Annotated in this window: 26 protein-coding genes and 1 tRNA gene; 9 read left to right on the forward strand and 18 right to left on the reverse strand. The window is 64.0% G+C overall.

Going from position 1 to position 22,315, the window contains the following annotated elements:
* The 3 genes from dnaQ to ACFZAI_RS19490 all read left to right on the forward strand — a co-directional run bounded on the left by dnaQ (position 1) and on the right by ACFZAI_RS19490 (position 1,424).
* Complete coding sequence (gene dnaQ / locus ACFZAI_RS19480; RefSeq protein WP_391568483.1) at positions 1 to 723, forward strand: DNA polymerase III subunit epsilon; 723 nt, start codon at positions 1 to 3, stop codon at positions 721 to 723.
* Positions 724 to 784: 61 nt separating this feature from the next.
* Positions 785 to 859 (forward strand) — tRNA-Val (locus ACFZAI_RS19485).
* Between the two features lie 397 nt (positions 860 to 1,256).
* The gene (locus tag ACFZAI_RS19490; RefSeq protein WP_391568484.1) at positions 1,257 to 1,424 is read left to right on the forward strand and encodes a hypothetical protein; all 168 of its coding nucleotides are present in this window, start codon (positions 1,257 to 1,259) and stop codon (positions 1,422 to 1,424) included.
* Here ACFZAI_RS19490 and ACFZAI_RS19495 read toward each other — a convergent pair.
* From ACFZAI_RS19495 to ACFZAI_RS19515, 5 genes are all read right to left on the reverse strand, one after another.
* The gene (locus tag ACFZAI_RS19495) at positions 1,411 to 1,863 is read right to left on the reverse strand and encodes a YaiI/YqxD family protein (protein WP_175171639.1); all 453 of its coding nucleotides are present in this window, start codon (positions 1,861 to 1,863) and stop codon (positions 1,411 to 1,413) included. The two genes, ACFZAI_RS19490 and ACFZAI_RS19495, sit on opposite strands and share 14 nt — an antisense overlap.
* A 5-nt stretch (positions 1,864 to 1,868) precedes the next feature.
* Positions 1,869 to 2,135 (reverse strand): hypothetical protein, encoded by a 267-nt coding sequence (locus tag ACFZAI_RS19500; RefSeq protein ID WP_391568485.1) that lies wholly within the window; start codon positions 2,133 to 2,135, stop codon positions 1,869 to 1,871.
* 42 nt (positions 2,136 to 2,177) lie between these two features.
* A complete protein-coding gene (locus ACFZAI_RS19505) occupies positions 2,178 to 3,680 on the reverse strand; it encodes a TAXI family TRAP transporter solute-binding subunit (RefSeq protein WP_391568486.1) in 1,503 nt (500 codons plus the stop codon).
* A 2-nt stretch (positions 3,681 to 3,682) separates the two neighbouring features.
* Complete coding sequence (gene gltS, locus ACFZAI_RS19510; protein ID WP_391568487.1) at positions 3,683 to 4,900, reverse strand: sodium/glutamate symporter; 1,218 nt, start codon at positions 4,898 to 4,900, stop codon at positions 3,683 to 3,685.
* A gap of 166 nt (positions 4,901 to 5,066) precedes the next feature.
* A complete protein-coding gene (locus ACFZAI_RS19515) occupies positions 5,067 to 5,573 on the reverse strand; it encodes a GNAT family N-acetyltransferase (protein WP_391568488.1) in 507 nt (168 codons plus the stop codon).
* A 280-nt stretch (positions 5,574 to 5,853) separates the two neighbouring features.
* Here ACFZAI_RS19515 and ACFZAI_RS19520 point away from each other — a divergent pair, with 280 nt between their 5' ends.
* Together ACFZAI_RS19520 and ACFZAI_RS19525 are read left to right on the forward strand one after the other, a co-directional pair.
* Positions 5,854 to 6,906, forward strand: coding sequence for a glycosyltransferase family 2 protein (locus tag ACFZAI_RS19520; RefSeq protein WP_391568489.1), 1,053 nt, complete (start codon positions 5,854 to 5,856; stop codon positions 6,904 to 6,906).
* Between the two features lie 2 nt (positions 6,907 to 6,908).
* Complete coding sequence (locus ACFZAI_RS19525) at positions 6,909 to 8,498, forward strand: ArnT family glycosyltransferase (protein ID WP_391568490.1); 1,590 nt, start codon at positions 6,909 to 6,911, stop codon at positions 8,496 to 8,498.
* On the opposite strand, the gene ACFZAI_RS19530 is transcribed toward ACFZAI_RS19525, so the two are convergent.
* The gene (locus ACFZAI_RS19530; RefSeq protein WP_391568491.1) at positions 8,458 to 8,853 is read right to left on the reverse strand and encodes a GtrA family protein; all 396 of its coding nucleotides are present in this window, start codon (positions 8,851 to 8,853) and stop codon (positions 8,458 to 8,460) included. The two genes, ACFZAI_RS19525 and ACFZAI_RS19530, sit on opposite strands and share 41 nt — an antisense overlap.
* Positions 8,854 to 8,889: 36 nt before the next feature.
* Here ACFZAI_RS19530 and ACFZAI_RS19535 point away from each other — a divergent pair, with 36 nt between their 5' ends.
* Positions 8,890 to 9,705, forward strand: a complete 816-nt coding sequence (locus tag ACFZAI_RS19535) for a ChbG/HpnK family deacetylase (RefSeq protein WP_391568492.1) — start codon at positions 8,890 to 8,892, stop codon at positions 9,703 to 9,705.
* Positions 9,706 to 9,739: 34 nt separating this feature from the next.
* Here ACFZAI_RS19535 and ACFZAI_RS19540 read toward each other — a convergent pair whose 3' ends face one another.
* Complete coding sequence (locus tag ACFZAI_RS19540) at positions 9,740 to 10,603, reverse strand: LysR family transcriptional regulator (protein ID WP_391568493.1); 864 nt, start codon at positions 10,601 to 10,603, stop codon at positions 9,740 to 9,742.
* Between the two features lie 92 nt (positions 10,604 to 10,695).
* On the opposite strand from ACFZAI_RS19540, the gene ACFZAI_RS19545 reads away from it, so the two are divergent.
* Positions 10,696 to 11,217, forward strand: coding sequence for a multidrug/biocide efflux PACE transporter (locus ACFZAI_RS19545; protein ID WP_391568494.1), 522 nt, complete (start codon positions 10,696 to 10,698; stop codon positions 11,215 to 11,217).
* On the opposite strand, the gene ACFZAI_RS19550 is transcribed toward ACFZAI_RS19545, so the two are convergent.
* The 9 genes from ACFZAI_RS19550 to ACFZAI_RS19590 all read right to left on the reverse strand — a co-directional run bounded on the left by ACFZAI_RS19550 (position 11,192) and on the right by ACFZAI_RS19590 (position 19,488).
* Entirely contained in the window at positions 11,192 to 11,842 is a 651-nt protein-coding gene (locus ACFZAI_RS19550; protein WP_391568495.1) for a GntR family transcriptional regulator, read from the reverse strand. The genes ACFZAI_RS19545 and ACFZAI_RS19550 overlap by 26 nt on opposite strands.
* Entirely contained in the window at positions 11,842 to 12,807 is a 966-nt protein-coding gene (locus ACFZAI_RS19555; RefSeq protein ID WP_391568496.1) for a branched-chain amino acid ABC transporter permease, read from the reverse strand. The genes ACFZAI_RS19550 and ACFZAI_RS19555 overlap by 1 nt, the downstream gene beginning before the upstream one ends.
* Position 12,808: 1 nt before the next feature.
* On the reverse strand, positions 12,809 to 13,711 hold the full coding sequence (locus ACFZAI_RS19560) for a branched-chain amino acid ABC transporter permease (RefSeq protein ID WP_054427331.1): 903 nt from the start codon (positions 13,709 to 13,711) through the stop codon (positions 12,809 to 12,811).
* Between the two features lie 7 nt (positions 13,712 to 13,718).
* Positions 13,719 to 14,939: an ABC transporter substrate-binding protein gene (locus ACFZAI_RS19565; RefSeq protein WP_391568497.1), complete on the reverse strand. Its 1,221-nt coding sequence runs from the start codon at positions 14,937 to 14,939 to the stop codon at positions 13,719 to 13,721.
* A gap of 58 nt (positions 14,940 to 14,997) precedes the next feature.
* Positions 14,998 to 15,723: an ABC transporter ATP-binding protein gene (locus ACFZAI_RS19570; protein WP_391568498.1), complete on the reverse strand. Its 726-nt coding sequence runs from the start codon at positions 15,721 to 15,723 to the stop codon at positions 14,998 to 15,000.
* Entirely contained in the window at positions 15,716 to 16,471 is a 756-nt protein-coding gene (locus ACFZAI_RS19575) for an ABC transporter ATP-binding protein (RefSeq protein ID WP_391568499.1), read from the reverse strand. The genes ACFZAI_RS19570 and ACFZAI_RS19575 overlap by 8 nt, the downstream gene beginning before the upstream one ends.
* A gap of 99 nt (positions 16,472 to 16,570) precedes the next feature.
* Positions 16,571 to 17,482, reverse strand: coding sequence for a dihydrodipicolinate synthase family protein (locus tag ACFZAI_RS19580; RefSeq protein ID WP_054427334.1), 912 nt, complete (start codon positions 17,480 to 17,482; stop codon positions 16,571 to 16,573).
* A 163-nt stretch (positions 17,483 to 17,645) separates the two neighbouring features.
* Positions 17,646 to 18,563 (reverse strand): alpha/beta hydrolase, encoded by a 918-nt coding sequence (locus ACFZAI_RS19585; protein WP_391568500.1) that lies wholly within the window; start codon positions 18,561 to 18,563, stop codon positions 17,646 to 17,648.
* A 37-nt stretch (positions 18,564 to 18,600) separates the two neighbouring features.
* Positions 18,601 to 19,488 (reverse strand): LysR family transcriptional regulator, encoded by an 888-nt coding sequence (locus tag ACFZAI_RS19590; RefSeq protein WP_391568501.1) that lies wholly within the window; start codon positions 19,486 to 19,488, stop codon positions 18,601 to 18,603.
* 101 nt (positions 19,489 to 19,589) lie between these two features.
* Here ACFZAI_RS19590 and ACFZAI_RS19595 point away from each other — a divergent pair, with 101 nt between their 5' ends.
* On the forward strand, positions 19,590 to 20,003 hold the full coding sequence (locus ACFZAI_RS19595; RefSeq protein WP_391568502.1) for a CidA/LrgA family protein: 414 nt from the start codon (positions 19,590 to 19,592) through the stop codon (positions 20,001 to 20,003).
* Positions 19,993 to 20,685, forward strand: coding sequence for an LrgB family protein (locus tag ACFZAI_RS19600; RefSeq protein WP_391568503.1), 693 nt, complete (start codon positions 19,993 to 19,995; stop codon positions 20,683 to 20,685). Before ACFZAI_RS19595 ends, ACFZAI_RS19600 begins: the two co-directional genes overlap by 11 nt.
* A 21-nt stretch (positions 20,686 to 20,706) precedes the next feature.
* On the opposite strand, the gene ACFZAI_RS19605 is transcribed toward ACFZAI_RS19600, so the two are convergent.
* Both ACFZAI_RS19605 and ACFZAI_RS19610 read right to left on the reverse strand, forming a co-directional pair.
* On the reverse strand, positions 20,707 to 21,351 hold the full coding sequence (locus tag ACFZAI_RS19605; RefSeq protein WP_391568504.1) for a LysE family translocator: 645 nt from the start codon (positions 21,349 to 21,351) through the stop codon (positions 20,707 to 20,709).
* Complete coding sequence (locus ACFZAI_RS19610; RefSeq protein WP_391568505.1) at positions 21,348 to 22,268, reverse strand: DMT family transporter; 921 nt, start codon at positions 22,266 to 22,268, stop codon at positions 21,348 to 21,350. The genes ACFZAI_RS19605 and ACFZAI_RS19610 overlap by 4 nt, the downstream gene beginning before the upstream one ends.
* Positions 22,269 to 22,315 lie beyond the last annotated feature (47 nt).

Here is a 22,315-nt window from a genome sequence, read left to right on the forward strand (position 1 = left end):
ATGCGCCAGATCATCTTTGACACGGAAACCACCGGACTGGACCCTGCCCAGGGTCATCGCATCGTTGAGATCGGTTGTGTGGAAATGGTCAACCGGATGTCCACGGGCAACAACCTGCACATCTACCTGAACCCGGACCGCGACAGCGACCCCGAGGCCTTGGCGGTGCACGGGCTGACGACGGAATTCCTGTCCGACAAGCCCCGCTTCGCCGATGTGGCGGACGAATTCGTCAAGTTCATCCAGGGCGCGGAACTCATCGCGCACAACGCCGCGTTCGACGTGAAGTTCTTCAACGCCGAATTGGCGAAGACGGGCCGCGGCCCCATCACCGACTATTGCGAGACGGTCACCGATTCGCTGCTGCACGCCCGTTCGCTGTTCCCGGGCAAGCGCAATTCGCTGGACGCGCTGTGCGACCGCTTCGGCATTTCCAACGCGCACCGCACGCTGCACGGCGCATTGCTTGACTCGCAGTTGCTGGCGGAAGTCTGGCTGGCCATGACGCGCGGGCAAGATGCGCTGCTGATCGATGTGGACGACAACGACGGCGCAGGCAGCAACGGCATTGTGCTGGCCAAGTTCGATGCGTCGGGCCTGGTCGTGCTGAAGGCCAGCGATGACGAGCTTGCCGAGCACGAGGCCTATCTGGCGGCGTTGGACAAATCGGTGGGCGGCGAGTGCGTGTGGCGCAAGCTGGATGCGCCGGTCACGGCCGCATAAATAATTTTCTTAGGCGACTTGCGCACGTTTTAAAAAACATGCTATTATTTCGCCTCTTTCAGGGTGGTTAGCTCAGTGGTAGAGCACTGCCTTCACACGGCAGGGGTCACAAGTTCGAAACTTGTACCACCCACCAAAGACCCTTGAAGACGACGCAGGTGTAGTGAAGTTGAGTTTGTATAAGCGTGTTCGCAAGAGCGCGGGTTGTATGAATGAACTGAAACGAGCGCCATGGGTTGTCGACAAGCCGCACCGGGGGTGCAAAGCAATCAAGCCAACCTTAATCGGTTGGCTTTTTTGTTTTCCGGAGCCGGCTTTGGATTGATCTCTTGATGTGGCGCAAACCGAGCTTTCGCGATTGCGTCGCAGCGCATGTCATTGGACGATCACCCTGCTTATCATGGTGATAACGACTACGGTGCATGGCTAATTGCTAATTGCCAATGGCCAATGGCCAATGGCCAATTGCCAATTGCCGATTGCCAATTGCCGATTGCACATGGCCAAAAACCAAAGGCCAACAGGAGACATCCATGGATGCCCACACCAATACCATGTTGATCATCATTGTCACGGGCGTGGCGCTGATGCTGGTCGGTTTCGGGCTTCGAGACCGCAATCTGGGAATGGGCCTGATGGGCGTAGGCCTGATCACGGCCATCGGCACCATCTTGTACAAGGCCTACATCACTTTTTATTGAGCCGCGCGAGCAGCGAATCCAGCTGATTGGCGAACGCCTTGCGGTCGGCCTGGCTGAATGACGGCGGGCCGCCCGTGTCCACGCCGCTTGCGCGCAATTCTTCCATCATGTCCCGCACCGCCAGCCGTTCCCGGATGGTCTCTGGCGAATAGCGTTCGCCGCGCGGGTTAAGCGCCATCGCGCCTTTTTCCAGCACTTCAGCTGCCAGCGGAATATCGCCGGTGATCACGAGATCGCCCGGCTCCGCGCGCTCGACAATATGCGCATCGGCGACATCAAAGCCGCGTGGCACCTGCACAGCGCGAATGAGCGGGGAAGGCGGCGTGAAGAGCATCTGGTTGGCGACCAGGGTCAGCGGCACCTGCCAGCGCTGCGAGGCGCGAAACAGGATGTCTTTGATGACCCCGGGGCAGGCGTCGGCATCGACCCAGATGTGCATTGCGTTTATTCGCCCAGCGACTTCTGCAGCAGCTCGGCCACGATGTCGTTGGTGGACACACCGCGTTCGGCGGCCAGGGCGCGCAGCTTGTCGGCATGGGCCTGCGACACTTTCAGCGGAAACGGCACCAGGCCGGCGGCTTGATCCAGCTTGCGCTGCTCGCGGCGGTCGGGCGCTTGCGAAGCGGTGCCGAAGCGGTCGGGCGTGGCGGATTGCTTCAGCTGGCTGGCCAGCTTCAGGGCCTGGTTCTTTTGGAGATCAAATTTATTCATGGGAATTCCTGATTAGGAGCGCAATCATAAGCGCATCCGGGATCAACGCGGTTTGGCGTGCTCCAGCGCGGCCAAACCTTCCTCGGCGCCATCGTGCAACGGCACGGTCAGCCCGCGCCGCGCATTGGCCACCGAGACCTGTGCGCCTTGCGGCGACCCGGCGGCCAGCAGGTCCTGGCCGGTCTGGTAGACGGCGCGCACGACCATCAGCGCTTCATCGCGGGTCAGGTTTGCCGTGGTCAGCAGCAGCGCCGCGGTGCCGATGGTGGGAACCGGTACGGGCTGATTGGGATACGTACCCGCGGCGATTTCCAGCGCCATCAGGTCCGCGTCGGCCGCCGTCAGCGACTTGATCGCGGCCGGGTCCAGCGGCAGCAGCTTCAATTTCGCCTGGGTCAGCGCGTCGCGCAGCGGCGTGGCGGGGACGCCGATGACCTGCGCGGCGGCATCCACGGTGCCGGCTTGCAAGGCGGGCAGCGACTCCGCAAACGGCGTGTCGGCGACCTTGTAGTCGCGCCCCGCTTGCAGGCCATGGGCCGCCAGCACGTGTTCCAGCGTAGCGCGCACGGCGGACCCTTCCGGCCCCAGCGCAATGGTCTTGCCCTTCAGATCGTGGATGGTGCGCAGCGCGGGGTCATCGCGCACCACGACGTGGACGAGTTCGGGATACAGGCTGCCCAGCGCACGCAGTCCGGCGAACGGGCCTTGCGACGCGAAGGGGCCACGGCCTTCATAAGCCAGGCGCGCGGTGTCGGCTTGGGCCAGCCCAACCACGGCGTCGCCGCTGCGCAGAAGAGCAATGTTCTCTGCGCCGCCGCCGGTAATCAAGGGCGTTACTCGGATCTGACGGGCGCGCGCCACGGCGCTCAATGCGCGGGCAAAGGCCACGTACTCGCCCCGGTCCGGTCCGCCCGCCAGCGGGTAGCCCTGTTGCAATCGGGCCAGCCGGCCATTGATGCGCGACACCGAGCGTTCCAGCTCCTGCTGGACCACGTGTTGCGCGGTGCTGGATGCGCTGTAGGCGACGGAATGAGTGATCTGATCCAGCGTGTCCAGCAGTTGCTTGGTGACGGGCGGGGGCGCGCCCGTATCCAGCGACGGGGCTTCGGCCGCCTTGAAGCCGGCCGGCGTCACCAGCTTCCAGTCATCGCCTTCCTGCCGATAGATGGCGCTGGCGTGCGCAACGATACGGTCACCCGCCTGATTGCCGCCGGACTTCACGCCGCTGATGCTGCGCGGGCCTGCGCCCAGCAAGGTCACCAGAGACGCCGCACCCGGCTGGTCCCAGGCGCCCAACGCGATATCCCGGCCCAGGCCAAGCTCGACGTCGTAATAGACCACGCGGCGCGTTTCGCCAGCGGGCGCGGTGCTGTCGGAAGCCGAGCCCATGCGTTTGAGTTCGGTGATGCGGAACAGGCCTTCGCCGTAAGTAGAGGCAAGCACGCGCTCGACATCGGCGCGCAACGCATCCGTGTCTGGTGCGCGGCCGCAGGCGGCCAGCAGCAGGCACAGCGCAATCAGCAGATAGCGTTTGAGGTTGGCCATGCTTACATCCCTCCCACGAACGGCAAAGAGATCAAGGACGTCAGCACGATCACGTTCAGGATGTCGACAAGGAATGCGCCCGTGACGGGCACCACGATGAACGCTTCCGGCGCGGGACCGTGACGGCGCGTCAGCGCCTGCATGTTGGCAATGGCGGTGGCGGTGGCGCCCAGCCCAAAGCCGCAGAAGGCCGCCGACATGATGGCCGCTTCGTAATCGCTCTTGAGAATGCGGAACACCACCCACGCTGCGTATAGCGCGCAGAACAAGGTCTGTACGAACAGCATCAGTGCCAGCGGCCCTGCCAGGCGGGCCACGCTGGATAAGTCCAGCGTCATCATCGTCATGCCCAGGAATAGCGACAGTGAAATCGTGCCGATGATTTCGGTTGCGCGGTCATCCAGTTTCAGCCCCAGGCGCGCGCCGCCGTTGCGGATGATCACGCCGGTGGCCAGGCACCACAAGAAGTTCGGCAGGCTGACGGGAGCGTCTTCGACCAACATTGCAAGATAACCGCCCACGACCAGGCACACGAACGCCGCCGTCATCGACACGATGAACGAGCCGGCGCTGGACGGCGCGGCTTCCTCGGCCAGGTCGACGGAGGCTTGGCCCGCCTTGGCCGCTTGCGCTTGATGGTCCAGGCTGCCCGCCAGCCTGTGCCGGCGCATCAGCCATTCCGCCACCGGGCCGCCGACAACGCCGCCCAGCACCAGCCCCAGCGTGGCGGACGTCATCGCCAGCGCCATCACATCCTGGATATTGTTGAAGTCGGCAAAGCGCGTGGCATAGGCGGCGCCCGTGCCATGTCCGCCCACCAAGGTGATCGTGCCGCCCAGCAAGCCCATCAGCGGATGCATGTCCAGCAGCCAGGCCATGCCCAGCCCCACGGCGTTCTGCAAGACAAGAAAGGGAATCAACGCCAGCAGGAATGCGATCAGGCGCGGGCCGCCTTTGGCAAGCAGCTTCAGGTTGGCGGTCAGCCCGATGCAGCCGAAGAACAGCAGCAACAGCGTCGGACGGATGCTGGTCTCGAGCGAGACCGACACGCCGCCCCATTTCGACAGCAGATACGCGATAACGGCGAATAGCAGCCCGCCCACGATGGGGTCGGGAATGCTGTAGCGGGCGAGGATGCCGATCTTGGCGGTCAGCACGCGTCCCACGACGAGCACCAGGCAGCAAGCCAAGAGGGATTGAACGGGCGAAAGCGAAATCATATGGACCTTCGCGCCCCAAGACAGGGCGCCGCAATTCTGACTATCGGAACCGTTGCCGCCACACCACTGGAAATGTGCGCCTATCTTACGGCCACGCGGGCCGCAATGTATAGGAACGGGGCAACGCGCATGCTCCGGCGTGGCGGGAGCCGCGTAATCAAAGGGGTTAAAGCGGAATGGCCCGGGCCATGTAGCGGGCCTGCGGACCGTAGCCCGCCAGCTTGTCGGCCAGCTTGGCGGCCAAGTGCTCGTCTTGTTCTGCGACCGGGTGGTAACCATGGCGTAGCCAATAGCTCACGGCGGATTCCAGCGACACGAGGCTTGCGCGATGCAAGCCGTGATCCATCGCTGCCGCCGCCGCGGTCCGCAGTAAAGCCTGGCCCACGCCCAGGCCTTGCGCCGCTGGCACCACGGCGCAGTCATGCAGAAACCAGTGGTCGGCCGGCGCGGGCAACGTGGTCAACGCCACGTCCAACGCGGGCGGCAGGCCGGCATCCCAGGGGTAGGAAATCAGATAACCCAGCAGGGTGTCGTCGTCCTGTGTTCCAGCCACCCAGCAATAAGCAGGCGCCAGCGCCAGGCGGTTCATGAAGAAGGCCGCGCTTTCCAGCAGAAAGTCGGGGTAGGCCAGGGTCTGGGCATCCAAAATGCCGTCCACGTCGCTGGCCAGCATAGGGCGGACTCGGTATTGCATGACAACCTGTGTAAACGAAATCTGGCCGCATTTTACTGATGTTGGCCCTGGCGCCGCGGGACGCCGCTATACGCAGCTTCACAAATTAGGGACATAGATTCACGCGGCGTTTACGCAGCTTCATCATTTTCAGCGAGCCGCTGCCTAGAATTCTTTGGCGGCATCGTGCGTGCAAGCGTGTGCCGCATTTCATGAAAATTCGACGAGGCCCTGCGCATACTGCTCGGCATAGCGTCCTGTATTTCGATCAAAGCGTCCTATGCACATCCAATTCCGGTCCGACCCGATTCCTCAGCAAGTGTTGACCAAAGCGTATCCCCTGGAGTCGCTTTGGTCATCTCGCGTTGCGGCCGTGCCGTATGACACCTGCGTGACGTGCGTCATCCCCTGCCTGAACGAAGCCGAGAACCTGCGCGTCTTGCTGCCTTTGCTGCGCGTGCGTCTGTCGGCGTTGTGCACCAGCTGGGAAATCATTGTGGCCGATGATGGCAGCACGGACGGTACGGAAGCGCTGATGGCGGAATGGACGCAGCACGACGGTTTCCGCTACGTGCAGTTGTCGCGCAATTTCGGCAAGGAAGCGGCGCTTAGCGCCGGCCTGGAAGCGGCCACCGGCAACGCCGTGATCTGCCTGGACGCCGACTTGCAGCATCCGCCCGCCCTGATCGAACAAATGCTTGCCCGCTGGGCTGCGGGCGCCGAAATGGTCTATGCCGTGCGCGAAACCCGTGACGATGAGTCGTGGTTGAAGCGTTCCGGCGCCCGCTGGTTTTACAAGCTGCTGAGCAGCGCGCGTGGCGTCGATGTACCCGCGCACGCCGGTGACTTCCGTCTGATGGACCGCAATGTCGTCGATGCGCTGATTGCGCTGCCCGAACGTACCCGCTTCATGAAAGGCCTGTACGCATGGGTCGGCTTCAAGGGCGAAGCGTTGCCCTATACGCCCGACGATCGCATGCACGGCAATAGCCGCTTTAGCGGGATGCGCCTGTTCCGGTTGGCGCTGGACGGTTTGACGGCATTCACGACGTGGCCGTTGCGCCTGGTCAGCCTGGTGGGCGTGGCCTTCGCCTTGGTGGCGATGTCGTATGCCGCCTACCTGGTGGGTGACTACCTGATGTCGGGCAACCCCGTTTCCGGCTGGACCACCATCGTTACCGCCGTGTTGTTCTTCGCGGGCGTGAACCTGATCTCGCTGGGCGTTGTCGGCGAATACGTGGCGCGCATTTTTGATGAAGTGAAGGGTCGTCCGTTGTACGTCGTGCGCCGCCGTCAAGGCAAGGCGTCGAACGCGGGCTCGGCCCCCGGCTGATCATGGCGGGCGGCCCCGTGTCCGCGGCGCGCTCCGAATGGACCCCGCCCGCGGGCCGATTCCTGCTTATCGTTGGCGTGTGGCTGGCGTTGCTGGCCTGGATTCGGCCGTTGACGCTGCCTGACGAAGGCCGGTACGCAGGCGTGGCCTGGGACATGCTGCGCAGCGGTTCGCACGCAGTGCCGTTGCTGGACGGCATGCCGTATTTTCACAAGCCCCCGCTCTATTACTGGTTGACCGAGCTGTCATTCACGGTATTCGGCGCGCATCCCTGGGTGGCGCGGGTGCCGTCGTGGCTGGCGGCCTGGGCGGCGGCGGCGGCGCTGTATGCCTTTGTGCGCCGCTATCGCGACCACGCGGCGGCCACGCTGACCGTCCTGATTCTGTGCACAATTCCGTTCTTCTACGGCGGCGCGCAGTTTGCAAACCTGGACATGCTTGTCGCCGGCATGATCACGCTGTGCGTGCTGGCCTCGGTGGACACCATTTTGCGGCAAGAGCGTGGGCAGCCGTATCGCGCCATGTCGTTGGCCGCCGCTGCACTGGCCGCGTTGGCGGTGCTGGCCAAGGGCTTGATCGGATTGCTTTTGCCCGGCGTTATTTTGTTGATCTGGCTGGCATGGCGGCGCCGTTGGCGTGGCCTGGCTGCGGTGTTGTGGCCACCCGCGCTGTTGCTGTTCGCCGTGGTGGCAGTGCCTTGGTTCGCGCTGATGCAGCTGCGCTTTCCGGGCTTTTACCACTACTTTTTTGTCTATCAGCATTTTCAGCGCTTTGCGGCGGGCGGCTTCAACAATGCGCAGCCGTTCTGGTTCTACCTGCCGGTCGTGGCGGGCTTGAGCCTGCCGTGGTCGCTGTGGGGCGGCGGCATCATGCGCAAGGTGTTTTGGCAGGACGACGCCACGCGTGACCTGCGGCGCTTGGCGTTGGTTTGGTTTGCGGTGGTGATCGCCTTTTTTTCCGTGCCGCAATCCAAGCTCGTCGGCTATGTGTTGCCGGCCTTGGCGCCGCTGGCGTTCTTGCTGGCCGAAGTCATCCTGGGTGTCTGGCGCGAGGATGGCGGCGACGCCACCGCGCCGCGCCTGGTCAAGATTAGCGCGGGCGTGGCGGCTGCGATCTGCGTGGTCGCCGTCGGGGTGGCCGCCCACAACGCACGGGGCAGCGCGGGGCCGCTGGCCAAGGTGGTGCGCGAGCACGCCCGGCCGGACGATACCTTTGTGGCCCTGCATACGTATCCCTTTGACCTGGCGCTCTACGCCCAGGCGCCGCGGCCAACATGGGTGGTGGACGACTGGCTGGATCAGGATGTGCCGGTGCGCGACAACTGGCGCAAGGAACTCTACGACGCCGCCAAGTTTGACCCCGCAACGGGCAAAGAGCTGCTGGTCAGCTCCGCGGAATTCAGCGCGCGGCTGTGTGCCGCGCCGGACGGAGCGCGTTACTGGGTCTGGGGCACCCGTTCGGACGGCCCGGTTTACGCGCCATTGCGCGGACTGGACCCCGTTGTGCTCAGTGTGAAGTACGTGATGTGGCGCGTGGACGTTGACGACGCGTTCAGACAGCGGGCTTGTGGCGGAACGCCCAAAGCCGGCTAGCGATGAAGGTTGCGAACGCCAGTCCGATCAGGATCAGGCCCAGCAACAGGTCGTAGGGAATGTCGGTGGTGTGCAGCAACAGCGCGTAGGCGGATTCATTGATGGCGAAGCCCGCGGCTGAAATCAGAAAGAAACGACGGGCGGCTATCGTCCAGGGTGTTTGGGAATGTCTGAACGTAAGCTGGTAGTGTCCGGTAAAAGAAACGACGAAGGCGATCAGCCAGCCGACCAGGTTGGCAGCCAGTGGTACAAGGCCAAGCAGTTCGACGCAGCCCACGGCAACCGCCCAATGGGTGGCGGCGGCGGCGCAACCCACTGCAATGAAAAGGCTGATCTGCTGAAGAAAGGCGCGCATGGATGCCGTGTTGAAAAGGAAATGCGAGGGGTAGCGATGAGCAAACGTATCGTGGTCTGCGGTGACGATTTTGGCATGAATGCCGACATCGATGAAGGCATGATCGCGCTGGCCGCCATGGGCCGCATCAGCGCGGTAAGCGGCTTGTCGTTGGGTCCCACGTTTGCGCAGAATGCACGCCGTCTGGCCGCGCAGAACGTGGACATCGGCCTGCATGTGAATTTCTCGGAAAACCTGACCGCGGACGCGGAACCGATGCCGTCGCTGCGCAAGCTGATCTTCAGCGCCTACGCCGGCCGGCTTGATCCGGCGTGGATCGATGCGCAACTGAATCTTCAGTTTGACGCTTTCGAAGCTGCGTTTGGCCGCGCGCCCGATTACGTGGATGGCCACCAACACGTGCATCAATTGCCCGGCATCCGTGAACAGGTGCTGGCGCAGTTGAAGCGCCGTTATGGCGACGCCATGCCGTGGCTGCGCCAGACCGCGCCGGGCGCGTTGTCCGGCATTCCGCTGAAAGAATCGATCAAGGCGCGCATCATCGGCGCCTTGGGTTCAGGCGCGTTGGCCCGCCAAGCGCAAAAGGATGGGTTGCGCACCAACCGCCGGCTGCTGGGCGTGTATGGATTCGAAGGCGGCAAGCGCCGTTATGCTGACCTGTTGCAGAACTGGCTGTTCAACGCGCGCGACGGGGACTTGTTGATGTGCCACCCCGCCATGGATTGCAAGGACGGCAGCCCCATGTCGCGCCAGCGCCGCGCCGAGTTCGACGTGCTGGCCAGCCCCAAGCTGGGTGAGTGGATAAACGCCAACGGCGTACGCATCTCGCGCTTGCCCGCCACGGCGCGTTGATACGGCCTATTGATACGGTAGACAGCCGGGCGCGTTAGCCGCGAGCCAGGCTCTCAAGCAGCCACGCGCCCGCAGGACCCAACGCGCGGCGCGTGGACCACACGGCGTCAACGCGAATGTGGCGAGGCCAGCCCGGCACCGTCAGCTCGACCAATTGGTCGCGCCCGAAACGTTGGATCATCCAACGTGGCAATTCCGTCCAGCCAAAACCCAGGCTGGCCATTTCCAGCAGCATCAGATAACCCGGCGCCGACCACGTTGCGTGCGGCGGCGCCGTGTCTTTGTCGTTGAGTTCAAAGGTGCTCAGGCGCAATTCGCGTTCAGTTCGAAGCGCATCGGTGGTGACGCACGGGCGGTCCGCCAGCGGATGGCTGCGGCCCACGCACAGCACGATTTCGGACCGCTCGGCCAGCGTCGCGTATCCCACATCGGGCGGGTAGGCGTCTTGCGCGGCCATCAGGCCCAGATGCGCGCGGCCTTGCTGCACCAGCGCCACCACGTCTTCGTACTCGGCGATCAGGCATTCGAAGCGCAGCGCGGGGTAGCGCTGGTCGATCTGGCTGAGCATGTTCTCAAACGTTTTTGACTGGAAGGTGTCCGACAGCACCACGGTCAGGCGGGGCTCCAGGCCTTCGGCCAACTGGTTGGCGCTACGGTTGAAGCGGTCGTTGGCCGCCAGCACCTGCAACGCCTGGCCCAGCAAGACCTGGCCGGCTTCGGTCAATGACGGCTGGCGCTGGCTGCGGTCAAACAGCGCCACGTTCAGGTCCACTTCCAGGTTGGCGATGGTTTCGCTGATGGTGGACTGGCTTTTGCCCAGCTTGCGGGCGGCGGCTGAAAACGAGCCTTCAGAAGCGACCTGGGCAAAGGCCGCCAGGGATTCAAGCGAGTGGCGCATGGTTATCGGATTTTCCGATGGATAGTAACTTTATCGTACCGGAAATATCGACGAAAATCGTTCCCACTTTATTGAAACGACCTCGGTGGGTCATGACGCAAGCTACGAAATCCCTGAAAGAACGCTTTTTCCACGCCTTTTTGTTTGAAATTCTCGCCATCGGCCTCTGCGCACCCGCCGCAGCCTGGGCCATGGGCAAATCCCTGTTTGAAATGGGTGTCCTCACGGCCGTGATCGCCTGGATCGCGCTCGTCTGGAACATGATCTACAACGCCGGCTTTGACCGCGTTGAAAACCGTTTCGGCTTCAAGCGCACGATGGGTGTGCGCGTGGTTCACGCCTTTGGTTTTGAGCTTGGCCTGATCCTGATCGTGATTCCGCTGGCGGCGTGGTGGCTCAGCATCAGCCTGTGGGAAGCCTTTGTGCTGGACATCGCGCTGGTGCTGTTCTATCTGCCCTACGCCTTCCTGTACAACCTGGCCTACGACCGTTCACGCCCACGCGTGATGGCGTGGCTGAAGCGGGGCCGGGCGGACGCCGTTGCGCCTGCCGCCGCCACCCTTGGCACGCCAGAGGTCGCACCGGCCGCTACGCGTCAATCACCTTGCGCGTAAACATCTCCAGGTAGTCCATTAACGAATCCGCGCCCTTGATGGCCGCGGATTCGTTGCCTGTGGCGATGCCCTGCGCCATCAGCATGTGGCGGCGGGCGCCTTCGGCAATATCGCCCTCGTGCTGGTAGGCGTACCAAAAGCGCCGGCACTGAATGATCAGCGGTTCCACCGCATTCACGGCCGACACATTGCGGCTGGCTTCATGACAGACGTAGTCAAGCAGCTGGTCGGCATGCATGTAGTCGTCCAGGTTGCCGCCTTCGGACGCCCGAATCATCTGCGCCGCGCAATCCACGATCTGGGCGCGTTGGGCGGGCGTGGCGCGGCGCGCGGCGCTGGCGGCAATCAGCTGCTCCAGCGCGCGGCGGGTCTGGATCAAGTCCATGTGGTCCGCCAGCTGGATCATCGATACACGCAGGCCGCGCCGGGGTTCCTGGCGGATCAAGCCGGCCGCGACCATGCGCAGCAGCGCCTCCCGCAGGGGCGTGCGCCCCAGGCCGGTTTTCTCCACCAGATCCGCTTCCACGACCGCGCTGCCAGGCTGCAATTGCAACGTGGCGATCATGCTTTCGATCTGGTCGTACGCGACATCCGCGGCGCGTCGTTTGGGTTCTGCTCCTGCCATCAATTATTGTTTTCCTTCGTTTTGCGCCACTGCGTGTAGGCCAGCCATTCGCCGACGAACCCGCGTCGGAAGAACGACACGCACAACACGAATATCAGCCCGATGACGATGGTGACGACATCGCCCAGGGTGGCAAGGTAGTTCTGCAAGCTGACGACCAGCGTCGCGCCGACCACCGGGCCCCACACGGTGCCGATGCCGCCCAGCAGGGTCATCAGCAGCACTTCGGTGGAGGTAGCAAGGGACACATCATTCAGCGCTACCAGTTGCAGCACCAGCGCCTTCAGCGAGCCGGCAAGACCGGCGACCGAGGCTGACAGCACGAAGGCCAGCAGCTTGCACCGATCCGTATCGTAACCTAGCGAAATCGCACGCGGCGCGTTGTCCCGGATGGTCTTGAGCACCTGGCCGAACGGCGAATGGATCACCCGGTAGACGAACAGAAAGCCCAGCACGAAGACGCCCAGCGCGAAGTAATACATGTTGGTGTCGATGCTCAGGTCCACCAGCCCCAGGAACTTGCCGCGCGGAATGCCCTGCATGCCGTCTTCGCCGCGCGTCCAGCCCACCTGCACCGCCATGAAGTACGCCACCTGCGACAGCGCCAGCGTGATCATCGCGAAATAGATGCCCGTGCGCCGGATGGCCAGCCAGCCGATGGCATAGCCAATGGCGGCCGCCATCGCCACGCCGCAGACGATGGCGATCTCGGGCGGCAGGCCGCGCGCGCCGAACAAGATCATCATTTCGCCCGCGGCATAGCCTGCCCAGCCGAAAAACGCGGCGTGGCCGAAGGACACCAGGCCGGTGAAGCCGGTGAGCAGGTTGAAGGCCAGCGCAAACAACGCGAAGCACAGCACCTTCATCACGAACACGGGGTAGACGATCTGGGGAAAGAACGGCACCAGCAGGGCAGGCACCAGCAGCACGGCCAGGATGCGGATGGAAAATGGAATGCGCGACACCTTATTTCTCCTTGCCGAACAAGCCCGCGGGGCGCATCAGCAGCACGACGGCCATCACGATGAACACGACAACGGTGGACGCTTCCGGGTAGAACACCTTGGTCAGCCCTTCCAGCAGGCCCAGCGCCAAGCCCGTGACGATGGCGCCCATGATGGAGCCCAGTCCGCCAATCACCACCACCGCAAACACGATGTTCAACAGGTTCGACCCCATCAGCGGATTGATCTGCATGACGGGCGCGGCCAACACGCCCGCCACGCCGGCCAGCGCCACGCCGAAGCCATAAGTCAGCGTGATCATCACCGGCACGTTCACGCCAAACGCTTGCAGCAGCTTGGGATTCTCGGTGCCTGCGCGCAGCATCGCGCCCAGCCGGGTGCGCTCGAACAGATACCAGGTGGCGATGCATAGCGTCAGCGACGCCACCACCACGAAGCCCCGATAGGCGGGCAGGAACATGAAGCCCAGATCGAAACCCCCTTGCAGGATCTCGGGCGGCTCGTACCCCACGCCGGATATGCCGTAGAAGTAGCGAAAGCCGCCTTCCATCATCAGCGCAATGCCGAACGTCAGCAGCAGCCCGTACAGGTGGTCCAGGTGATACAGCCGTTTGAGCAGCGTCTTTTCGATCACGACGCCCACCGCGCCCACGACCAGCGGCGCCAGGATCAGCGCCGCCCAGAAGTTGATCTGCACGCCGGGGCCCAACAATTGCGGCAGCTGGGTGAAGCCGATCCACGCCAGGAACGCCGCCATCATGAACTGCGCACCATGCGTGAAGTTGACGATGTTGAGCAGGCCGAAAATGATGGCCAGGCCCATGCTCAGGATGGCGTAGAAGCAGCCGTTGATCAGCCCCACCAACAGTTGGGCCAGCAGCGCGGGAAGCGAGATGTCGAACATGATGGGCTTACGACTTGTTCAGCGGGCAGGCGGCCTGGGGCTTGGGGAATACCTCGTCGCCCTTGAGCACGGATTTCACGTTGTAGTAGTCCCACGGGGCCTTGGATTCGGCGGGCATCTTCACCTGCAACAGCAGCATGTCGTGCACCAGGGCGCCGTCGGCGCGCAGCTTGCCGTTGCGGATCACGGCGTCGTTGATGGTCATTTCACGCAGCTTGGCCATCACGGCGGGCGCGTCGTCAGTGCCGGCCGCTTCAATCGCCTTCAGGTAGGACAGCGTGGCCGAATACACGCCGGCTTGCGACGCCGTTGGCATCTTCTTGGCTTTCTCGAAGAACTTCTTGGCCCAGGCGCGCGAGGCGTCGTCATAGTCCCAGTAGAACGCTTCGGTCAGGTACATGCCCTGCGCCTTGGGCAGGCCCATGCTGTGCACGTCCGAGATATAGGTCAACAGCGGCGCAACGATCTGCTTCTTGTTGATGCCGAATTCGTTGGCTTGCTTCACGGCGTTGACGGTGTCGTTGCCGGCGTTGGCCAGCGCAATCACGTCCGCCTTCGACGCCTGCGCCTTCAGCAGGAACGACGAGAAATCATTGCCGGGGAACGGGTGGCGCGATACGCCCACCACGGTGCCGCCGTTTTCCTGGATGACTTCGGTGGCATCCTTTTCCAGCGAGTGGCCAAAGGTGTAGTCGGCGGTGATGAAGTACCAGGTCTTCTTGCCTTCTTTGACCAGCGCGCGCGCTGTGCCGGCGGCCAGCGCATAGGTGTTGGTCGTCCATTGCGCATTCAGCGGCGAACATTTTTCGCCCAGGATTGCGGTGGACAAGCCCGCCGACGGCATCGTCACGCGGTTCTTCTGCTTGGCAATTTCCATCACGGCCAGCGCGGTGGACGCGGTGGGGAAGTCGGTGATCATGTCGACCTTGCCCTGGTCGAACCATTCGCGCGCCAGGTTGGCGGCGACGTCGGGCTTGTTCTGGTGGTCGGCGGCAACCACTTCAACCGGCTTGCCCAGCACCTTGTTGCCCATCTCTTCGGCGGCCAGGCGCGCGGCAATCACCGAGCCGTTGCCGGCCAGATCGGAATACACGCCGGACAAGTCGGTCAGCACGCCGACTTTGACGACGTCGTCGCTGATCTTGGCTTGCGCGTGCGCCGCGCCGGCAGGCACCGCGCCGGTAAAGCCCAGGACGCACAACGCTGCTGCGATTCGATTCAATTTCATCTGACTACGCTCCGTGTAGGAATGGGGGACTGCGGTCGGAAGGAGTACGGCGGAAAGCTCAAATGCCGAGCAAGGCGTTCAGCTTGTCTTGCGATTGCTGGACCTCGGCGCGGTCGATCACGGCGACTACCTGGCCGTGCTCAATGACGTAATGGCGGTCGGCCAGGTGCTGGGCGAAGCGGAAGTTTTGTTCGACCAGCACGGTGGTGTAGCCGCGCTCTTTCAGTTGCCGGATCACGCGGCCCAGCGATTGCACGATGACGGGCGCCAGGCCTTCGGTAATTTCATCCAGCAACAGCAAGCGGGCGCCGGTGCGCAGGATGCGCGCCATTGCCAGCATCTGCTGTTCACCGCCCGATAGCCGCGTGCCGGGGCTATGCGCACGCTCTTTCAGGTTGGGGAACATCGTGTAGATCTCTTCCACCGACATGCCGCCTGGCCCTACCGAGGGCAGCAGCATGAGGTTTTCCTCCGCGGTCAGCGACGCGTAGATGCCGCGCTCTTCCGGGCAGTAACCGATGCCCCGGCGCGCGATCTTGTGAGTGGGCATGCCCACCGTTTCCTGTCCTTCGACCTTGATGGAGCCGCTGCGGCGGCCGACTAGACCCAGGATGGATTTCAGTGTGGAACTGCGGCCCGCGCCATTGCGGCCCAGCAGCGTCACGCATTCACCGGGCTTCACGTCCAGATCGATGCCATGCAGGATGTGCGATTCGCCATACCAGGCGTGCAAGTTGCGGATTTCAAGCATGCTGCCGGGCGCGCCGGCCAGGGCGTCATTCATCGTCGGCTCCCATGTAGGCTTCACGCACCGCCGGGTTTTCGGACACGGTGGCGTAGGGGCCTTCGGCCAGGATCTCGCCCCGCTGCAAGACGGTGATGGTGTCGGAGATGTCCGCCACCACTTTCATGTTGTGTTCCACCATCAGGATGGTGCGCCCCGCCGACACCTGTTTGATCAGATGTTTGACGCGGTCCACGTCCTCGTGGCCCATGCCCTGCGTGGGCTCATCCAGCAGCAGCAGCTCGGGCTCCAGCGCCAGCGTGGTGGCGATTTCCAAGGTGCGTTTGCGGCCATAGGGCAGGTCGCCCGCCGCCACGTCCAGATGCGTGCGCAGGCCTACCTGGTCCAGCAGTTCTTCCACGCGGTGATGCAGGCTTTCCAGCGTGCGTTCGGACCGCCAGAAGCAATAGTCCACGCCCAGTTTGCGCTGCAAGGCCACGCGCACGTTTTCGCGCACGGACAGTTGCGGGAACACCGCCGAAATCTGGAACGACCGCACGATGCCGCGGCGCGCGGTTTGCGCGGGGCGTTCTTGCGTGATGTCCACGCCGTCGTACAGGATTTCGCCGCGCGTCGGAATATGGAACTTGGTCAGCAGATTGAAGAACGTCGTCTTGCCCGCGCCATTGGGGCCGATCAGCGCATGGATGGCGCCGCGCCGCACGCTCAGGTCGACGTTGTTGACCGCCACGAATCCCCGGAATTCCTTGGTCAGGCCACGTGTCTGAAGGATGATGTCGCTTTGCATGGTGTCCGATAGGCGTGCGTGGGACAGGGCCTGGCGCGCGACGGCTAAGCCGCGCGCCAACGCGTTCTTGCTGCGTTTGGCTCAGCTGGAGCTGGCCGCTTACGTCGATTGGTATTGCTTGGGGCGCTTGGCGATGGCGGCCTGGATGATGGCCGTGCAACGCTCGCGTTCGGCGCCTACGAGCGGCAGACGCGGACGGCGCACGTGTTCGTTGCCCACTCCCGCCAGCGTTTCGGCCAGCTTGATGTTCTGCACCAGCTTGGTGGAAACATCCAGGTGCAAGAGCGGCGTGAACCACTGATACAGCGCCAGCGCTTCTTGCCACTTGCCGGCTTTCATCAGGTCGTACAGCGCCACGGTTTCGCGCGGGAAGGCGGTAACCAGGCCCGCCAGCAGGCCGTCTGCGCCCAGCGCCAGCGCTTCGAACGACAGGTCGTCCACGCCGATGAACAGCTGATAGCGCGTGCCCAGCGCATTGCGCAGATCGGTCACGCGGCGGATGTCGTCGCTGCTTTCCTTGATGGCGACAAGCCACGGGCAGTCGGCCAGTTCGACCATGTGCTCGGGCTTCAGGTCGACGCGGTAAGCGACCGGATTGTTGTAGATCATGCAGGGCTTTTGCGCCGCTTCCGCCATGGTGCGGATGCTTTGCATGGCTTCGCGCGCGTCGGCCACGTAGATCAGCGATGGCATCAGCATGAAGCCGTCCACGCCCAGCTCGACCGCGCCCTTGATGAAGCGCAGCGCTTCGCGGGTGCTGGTTTCGGACACGTTGGCCAGCACGGGAATACGGCCGGCGCTGACTTCGATGGCGCAGCGCGTGACCTCGAGCTTTTCTTCCAACGTCAGGGTGCTGGCTTCGCCCAGCGAGCCGCAGGTGACAAAGCCGTGAACGCCGTTGTCGATCAGGAAGGCGAAGTGCTTGCGCATCGCTTCGAAGTCGAGGGTTTCGTCGGCATGGAACTTACTGGTTACGGCAGGAAATACACCCTGCCAACGCACGTTACTCAACTGGCTTCTCCTGAAGATTCCGTCGCTGCCAAAGCGGCGCGGCGAGCAGGAGCAAAGTCTAATATTCGGTAAATATATTTAGTAGATATTTTTATATAGGAGTTTCCCGAGAACGGGTTTTCCCGGCGGTCAGAACAAGCAGGGGGAGTAGGCCGCGCCGGCGCTATCCAGACTTGCGTTTGTAGGCGCGTGAGGCGTCTTGCATGAAGGTCTTCACGGCGGTGTCGTATTGCGGCCCGCTGCGGAATGCGCCCGAGTGCGACGCGCCTTCGATCTTCACCAGCCGCTTCAGATCCGGCGCCACGTTGCGGGCGGCGGCGAAGAGTTCATCGCTCATGGTGTGCGGCACCACGCGGTCAGCGGTGCCGTGCATGATCAACATGGGGGTGTGCATCTGGGCCAGTTTGTCGACGGATGCAAACGGCTGCGTCACGAGCAGGCTGGCGCCCGGCACCTTGCCCCAGCGCAGGGTGCCAAGCATGGCGCCGATGCTGGTGAAGCTGGATTCCACGATCAAGCCCGCGAATTCCGGCTGTTCAGGCCGGGCGGCAAGATCGATGGCGATGGCCCCGCCCAGGCTGTGGCCGTAGACGAAGCGGCGTGCCGGGTCGGGTTGCAGGCGGGCCAGTTCCTTCAACCCGGCCATCGCGTCTTCCAGCGCGCTTTCTTCCGACGGCAGGCGCGGAGTGGATGCGCCAAAGCCGCGGTAATCGATGGCCAGCACCGAATAACCCATGCGGGTCCAGCCGTCGATGCGGAAGGCGCTGCCGTTCAGGTTCCAGCGCGCGCCATGCAGGTACAGCACCGTGGGGGCGTCGGCCTGGGGGCTTTGCCAGTACCAGGCGCGGACCTTATCGCCGTTGGCGAGCGACAGGTCGTAGACCTCGGTGCCGGCGGCGGGTTCGCGCCACCAGGTTTGCGGTTCGGATTGGGGGGAAAAGATGGTCTGGCGCTGCCAGGAGTCCAGGTGCGAGCAGCCGACGACGCTGGCGGCGGTGATGACGCCTACGGCAACGAGCCGGCGGATGGGGAGACGCCGGGCGGAAAGGCGGCGGGGGGAAGGACGGGGCAGGGCGGGCATGAAAAATATGACCCGATCGGGCCGGCTGGGTTCCGCATCAGAATACTCCGGGATGCACCTCGCGCGTCAATGCCAGCCAGGCCTGCGCCGCGTGCGACAGATAGCCGCCGCGCCGCCAGACGAGCACCATCTCCCAGTCCGTGCCCGGGTCGCGTAGCGGCACGCGGCACACGCCGGCGTGCAGTTCCTCGCGAGCCGTGATGCGCGGCAGGAACGCCACCCCCAAGCCGGCCGCCACCAGCGCCACGATGAAATCGATCTGGCCGCTGCGGGCGGCGATGGTGGGCGCAAAGCCCGCACGCTGGCAGGCTTCGTGGATGATGCGGTTCAGCGCAAAGCCCGATTCGAACAGGATGAACGGCGATTCGCGCAGCTCATGCAGGCCGACCGATGCCGCGTGCGCGTGCGGATGGTCGGCGGGCATCAGCGCCACCAGGGGTTCGCGCGCCACTGGTTGCCAGTCCACATGCTCCGGCACGGGTTTCAACGAGGCCGCCAATTCGATCTCACCCGCCATCACCATCTCTTCCAGCCGGCGGCTGCCGTGTTCCACCAGGCTGATTTCAATGTGCGGATACCGGCTGCGGAACCGCGCAAACATCGGCGCGAAAAGCGAACTGCTGCCCAGCGGCGGCAGCCCCAGCCGCAGCACTCCGCGCTTCAGGCCCTTGAGTTCGTCCAGCTCGGCGTAGAGATCGTCGCGTTCGGCCAACATCGTCAGCGCCCGCCGGTACACAATTTCGCCCGCCGCGGTCAGCCGCAGGGGCTGTGCGTGGCGGTCCAGGAGCGGCATGCCCAGCTCATCCTCTAGCTGGCGAACCGCCTTGCTGATGGTGGGTTGCGTTGCGTAGATCACTTTGGCCGCCTGGGAAAAGCCGCCCTGGCGGACCACTTCCACCAGGGCGCGCAAGGGGCGCAGGTCCATGGGTATGCCTATCTGGAATGGGGAGTATGCATCGAATTCATTTTATCTATGGGCGGCGCGGGCGTAAAACATCAGCTTGCCGCTGGAACCTGTCTGCCCCCATGTCTCGCCCTCGTCTCCTTACTCCCGTCCGCATGCTGCGCATTGCCCTGCGCCGCAGCCGCGTGCTGCAAATTGCGCTGATCGTCGTGTTTTCTTTGCTGGGCCAAGCCGTGGCCGACGCGCTGGGCCTGCCCGTGCCGGGTGGCGTTATCGGCATGGCGATGGTGTTGTTGCTGCTGGCCACCCGCTGGCTGCGCGTGCGCAACGTCCATCGCGGCGCGAGCTGGCTGCTGGGCGAGATGCTGCTGTTCTTTGTGCCGGCGGTGATGTCCCTGTTGGACCACCGCGAATTCCTGGGGGTGCTGGGCTTGAAGCTGCTGGCCGTCATCCTGCTTGGCACGGCCCTGGTCATGACCGGCACGGCGCTGACGATCGACCTTTGCTATCGCTGGATGAACCGCCGTGCCGTTTGAATTCAACCTGGTGTTCTGGCCGGTGGCGACGGTGCTGGCCTACGTGTGCGCGCGCCTGTTCTATCGCCGCTATGCGTATTGGTGGACGTCGACGCTGGTCGTAGCGCCGGCCTTGCTGCTGGGCTTGGCAATTTCGCTGCACACCGGTTATCGCGACTACATGTCGGGCTCGCACTGGCTGATGGCCATGCTGGGGCCGGTGATCGTGGCGTTTGCGTTGCCGCTCTACGAGCAGCGCGCGCTGATCAGGCGTTACTGGCCGGTGCTGGTGGCGGGCGTGGCCGTGGGCAGTTTGATTGCGGGCGTCAGCGCCTGGATGCTGGGCAGCCTGCTGGACTTGCCGCCCGGCTTGCGCCTGAGCTTATTGCCGCGTTCGGTCGCCACGCCGTTCGCGGTGGCGGTGTCGTCGCACGTGGGCGGGGTGCCCGACCTGACCGCCGTGTTCGTGATCGTGACCGGCGTGTTCGGCGCGGCCATTGGCCAGTTGATGCGCCGCTGGCTGCCGCTGCGTTCGGCGCTTGCGCGCGGCGCCTTGTTTGGCATGGGCGCACACGGCGCCGGCACAGCAAAGGCCCGCGAACTCGCGGCCGATGAGGGCGCGGTGGCGGGCCTGGTGATGGTGATGGCGGGGCTGTTCAACGTCCTGGTGACGCCTGCCGTCGTTGTGGGCTTGTTGGCCTGAGGGTTGGCCTGAGGCTGGCGGTCAATGCGCCAGGTCCAGCGCCACGGGGTACAGCGACGCCACCAACAGCAACGCCATGCCCACATTGAAGGCGCGGATCGCCCAGGGCTTGTGCAGCACGCGGCGCAACGCGGTGCCGAACGTCACCCACACGCCAATGCTGGGCAGGTTGACCACGCCGCAGACAATGGTCGCGATGACCAGGTTGGCGAAGAAGCCGTTCTGCGGCGTGTAGGTGGCCACCACCCCCACCGCCATCACCCACGCTTTCGGGTTGACCCACTGAAAGGCCGCCGCTTGCAGGAAAGTGAACGGTTTGCCGCGCGCTTCGCCATCTTCCATGCCGCCGGAGTTGGCGATCTTCCAGGCCAGATACAGCAGGTAGGCGGCGCCGGCGTATTTCAGGATGGTGTAGAGCTGTGGCACTTGCTGGAACACCGAGCCCAGCCCGATGCCCACCAAAAAAATCATCAGCGTAAAGCCCAGGTTCACGCCCAGCAGGTGCGGCATGCTGCGGCGAAAGCCGAAGTTCAGGCCAGAGGACGCCAGCATCACGTTGTTGGGTCCCGGCGTAATCGAGCTCACCAGCGCGAACAGGGCCAGCGGGCCCAGCAGCGAGGCGGAAGCCAGGGGCACGTCGGCCCAGTTAGTCGGGAACAGATTCATTTTTTGGTCCTCACGATGGCACGGCGTCCGCCGGCAATAACGGCGATCACGGCGACGGCGAACACGAATGTTGCCGGCTCCACGGATTCGCCAAATAACAATGCGGCCGCCACGACAGTCAGGAAAGGCTGCAACAACTGCACCTGTCCCACCCGGGCGATTCCGCCCACGGCCAGGCCGCGGTACCAGGCAAAGAAGCCCAGAAACATGGAGCCGAAAGCCAGATAGGCGCAGGCTGAAACGACGGCGGCGCTGGGCCAGTGGGCGTGCGCGGCCATCCAGCCGACGGGCGCCACAACAACCGGGGCACTGATCGCCAGCGCCCAGCAAATGGTGCGCGATCCGCCCAGCGTGCGTGCGGCGCGGGCGCCTTCGGCATAGCCCATGCCGCCCAACACGACCGCCACCAGCAGCCAGAGATAGCCGGTGGTCAATACGCCGTCGCCTTGCCGCAGCGCATAGGCCGTCACCAGCGCGGCGCCAACCACGGCCCATCCCCAGAATGCGGCGGACGGCCGTTCACCGCTACGCAGGGCTGCGAACGCGGCCGTCGATAGCGGCAGCAGCCCGTTGAACACCGCGCCGTTGGCGGACGGCACGGTCTGCATGGCCAATGACGACGCCAGCGGCCAGCCCACCACAATGCCCAGCGCAGCCAGGATCACGCCAGGCCACTCAGCGCGCGTCGGCAGCCGGCTGCGTGTGATCCACAATAACGCCACCGCGGGTACCGCCGCCACCAGGGCGCGTCCCAGGCCCACCAGCAATGGGGCCAGTTCAGCGACGGCCAGGCGCGTCATGGGCAGCGTCAGCGAAAAGACCAGCACTCCCAGAAGACCATAGCCGTAGCCCTCCCATACGGACGGCGGCGTGGCCGGTGCGGTCTGGGCCGAAGGGTAAAGCGATGAGCGCGTCATGATGGCTGCGGAAGAGAAGGCTGCGGAGAAAAGAGGCGGGGCGGAAG

Origin of the sequence: Achromobacter sp. NPDC008082 (assembly GCF_042957345.1) — a bacterium.
Taxonomy (GTDB): Bacteria; Pseudomonadota; Gammaproteobacteria; order Burkholderiales; family Burkholderiaceae_B; genus Achromobacter; species Achromobacter kerstersii_A.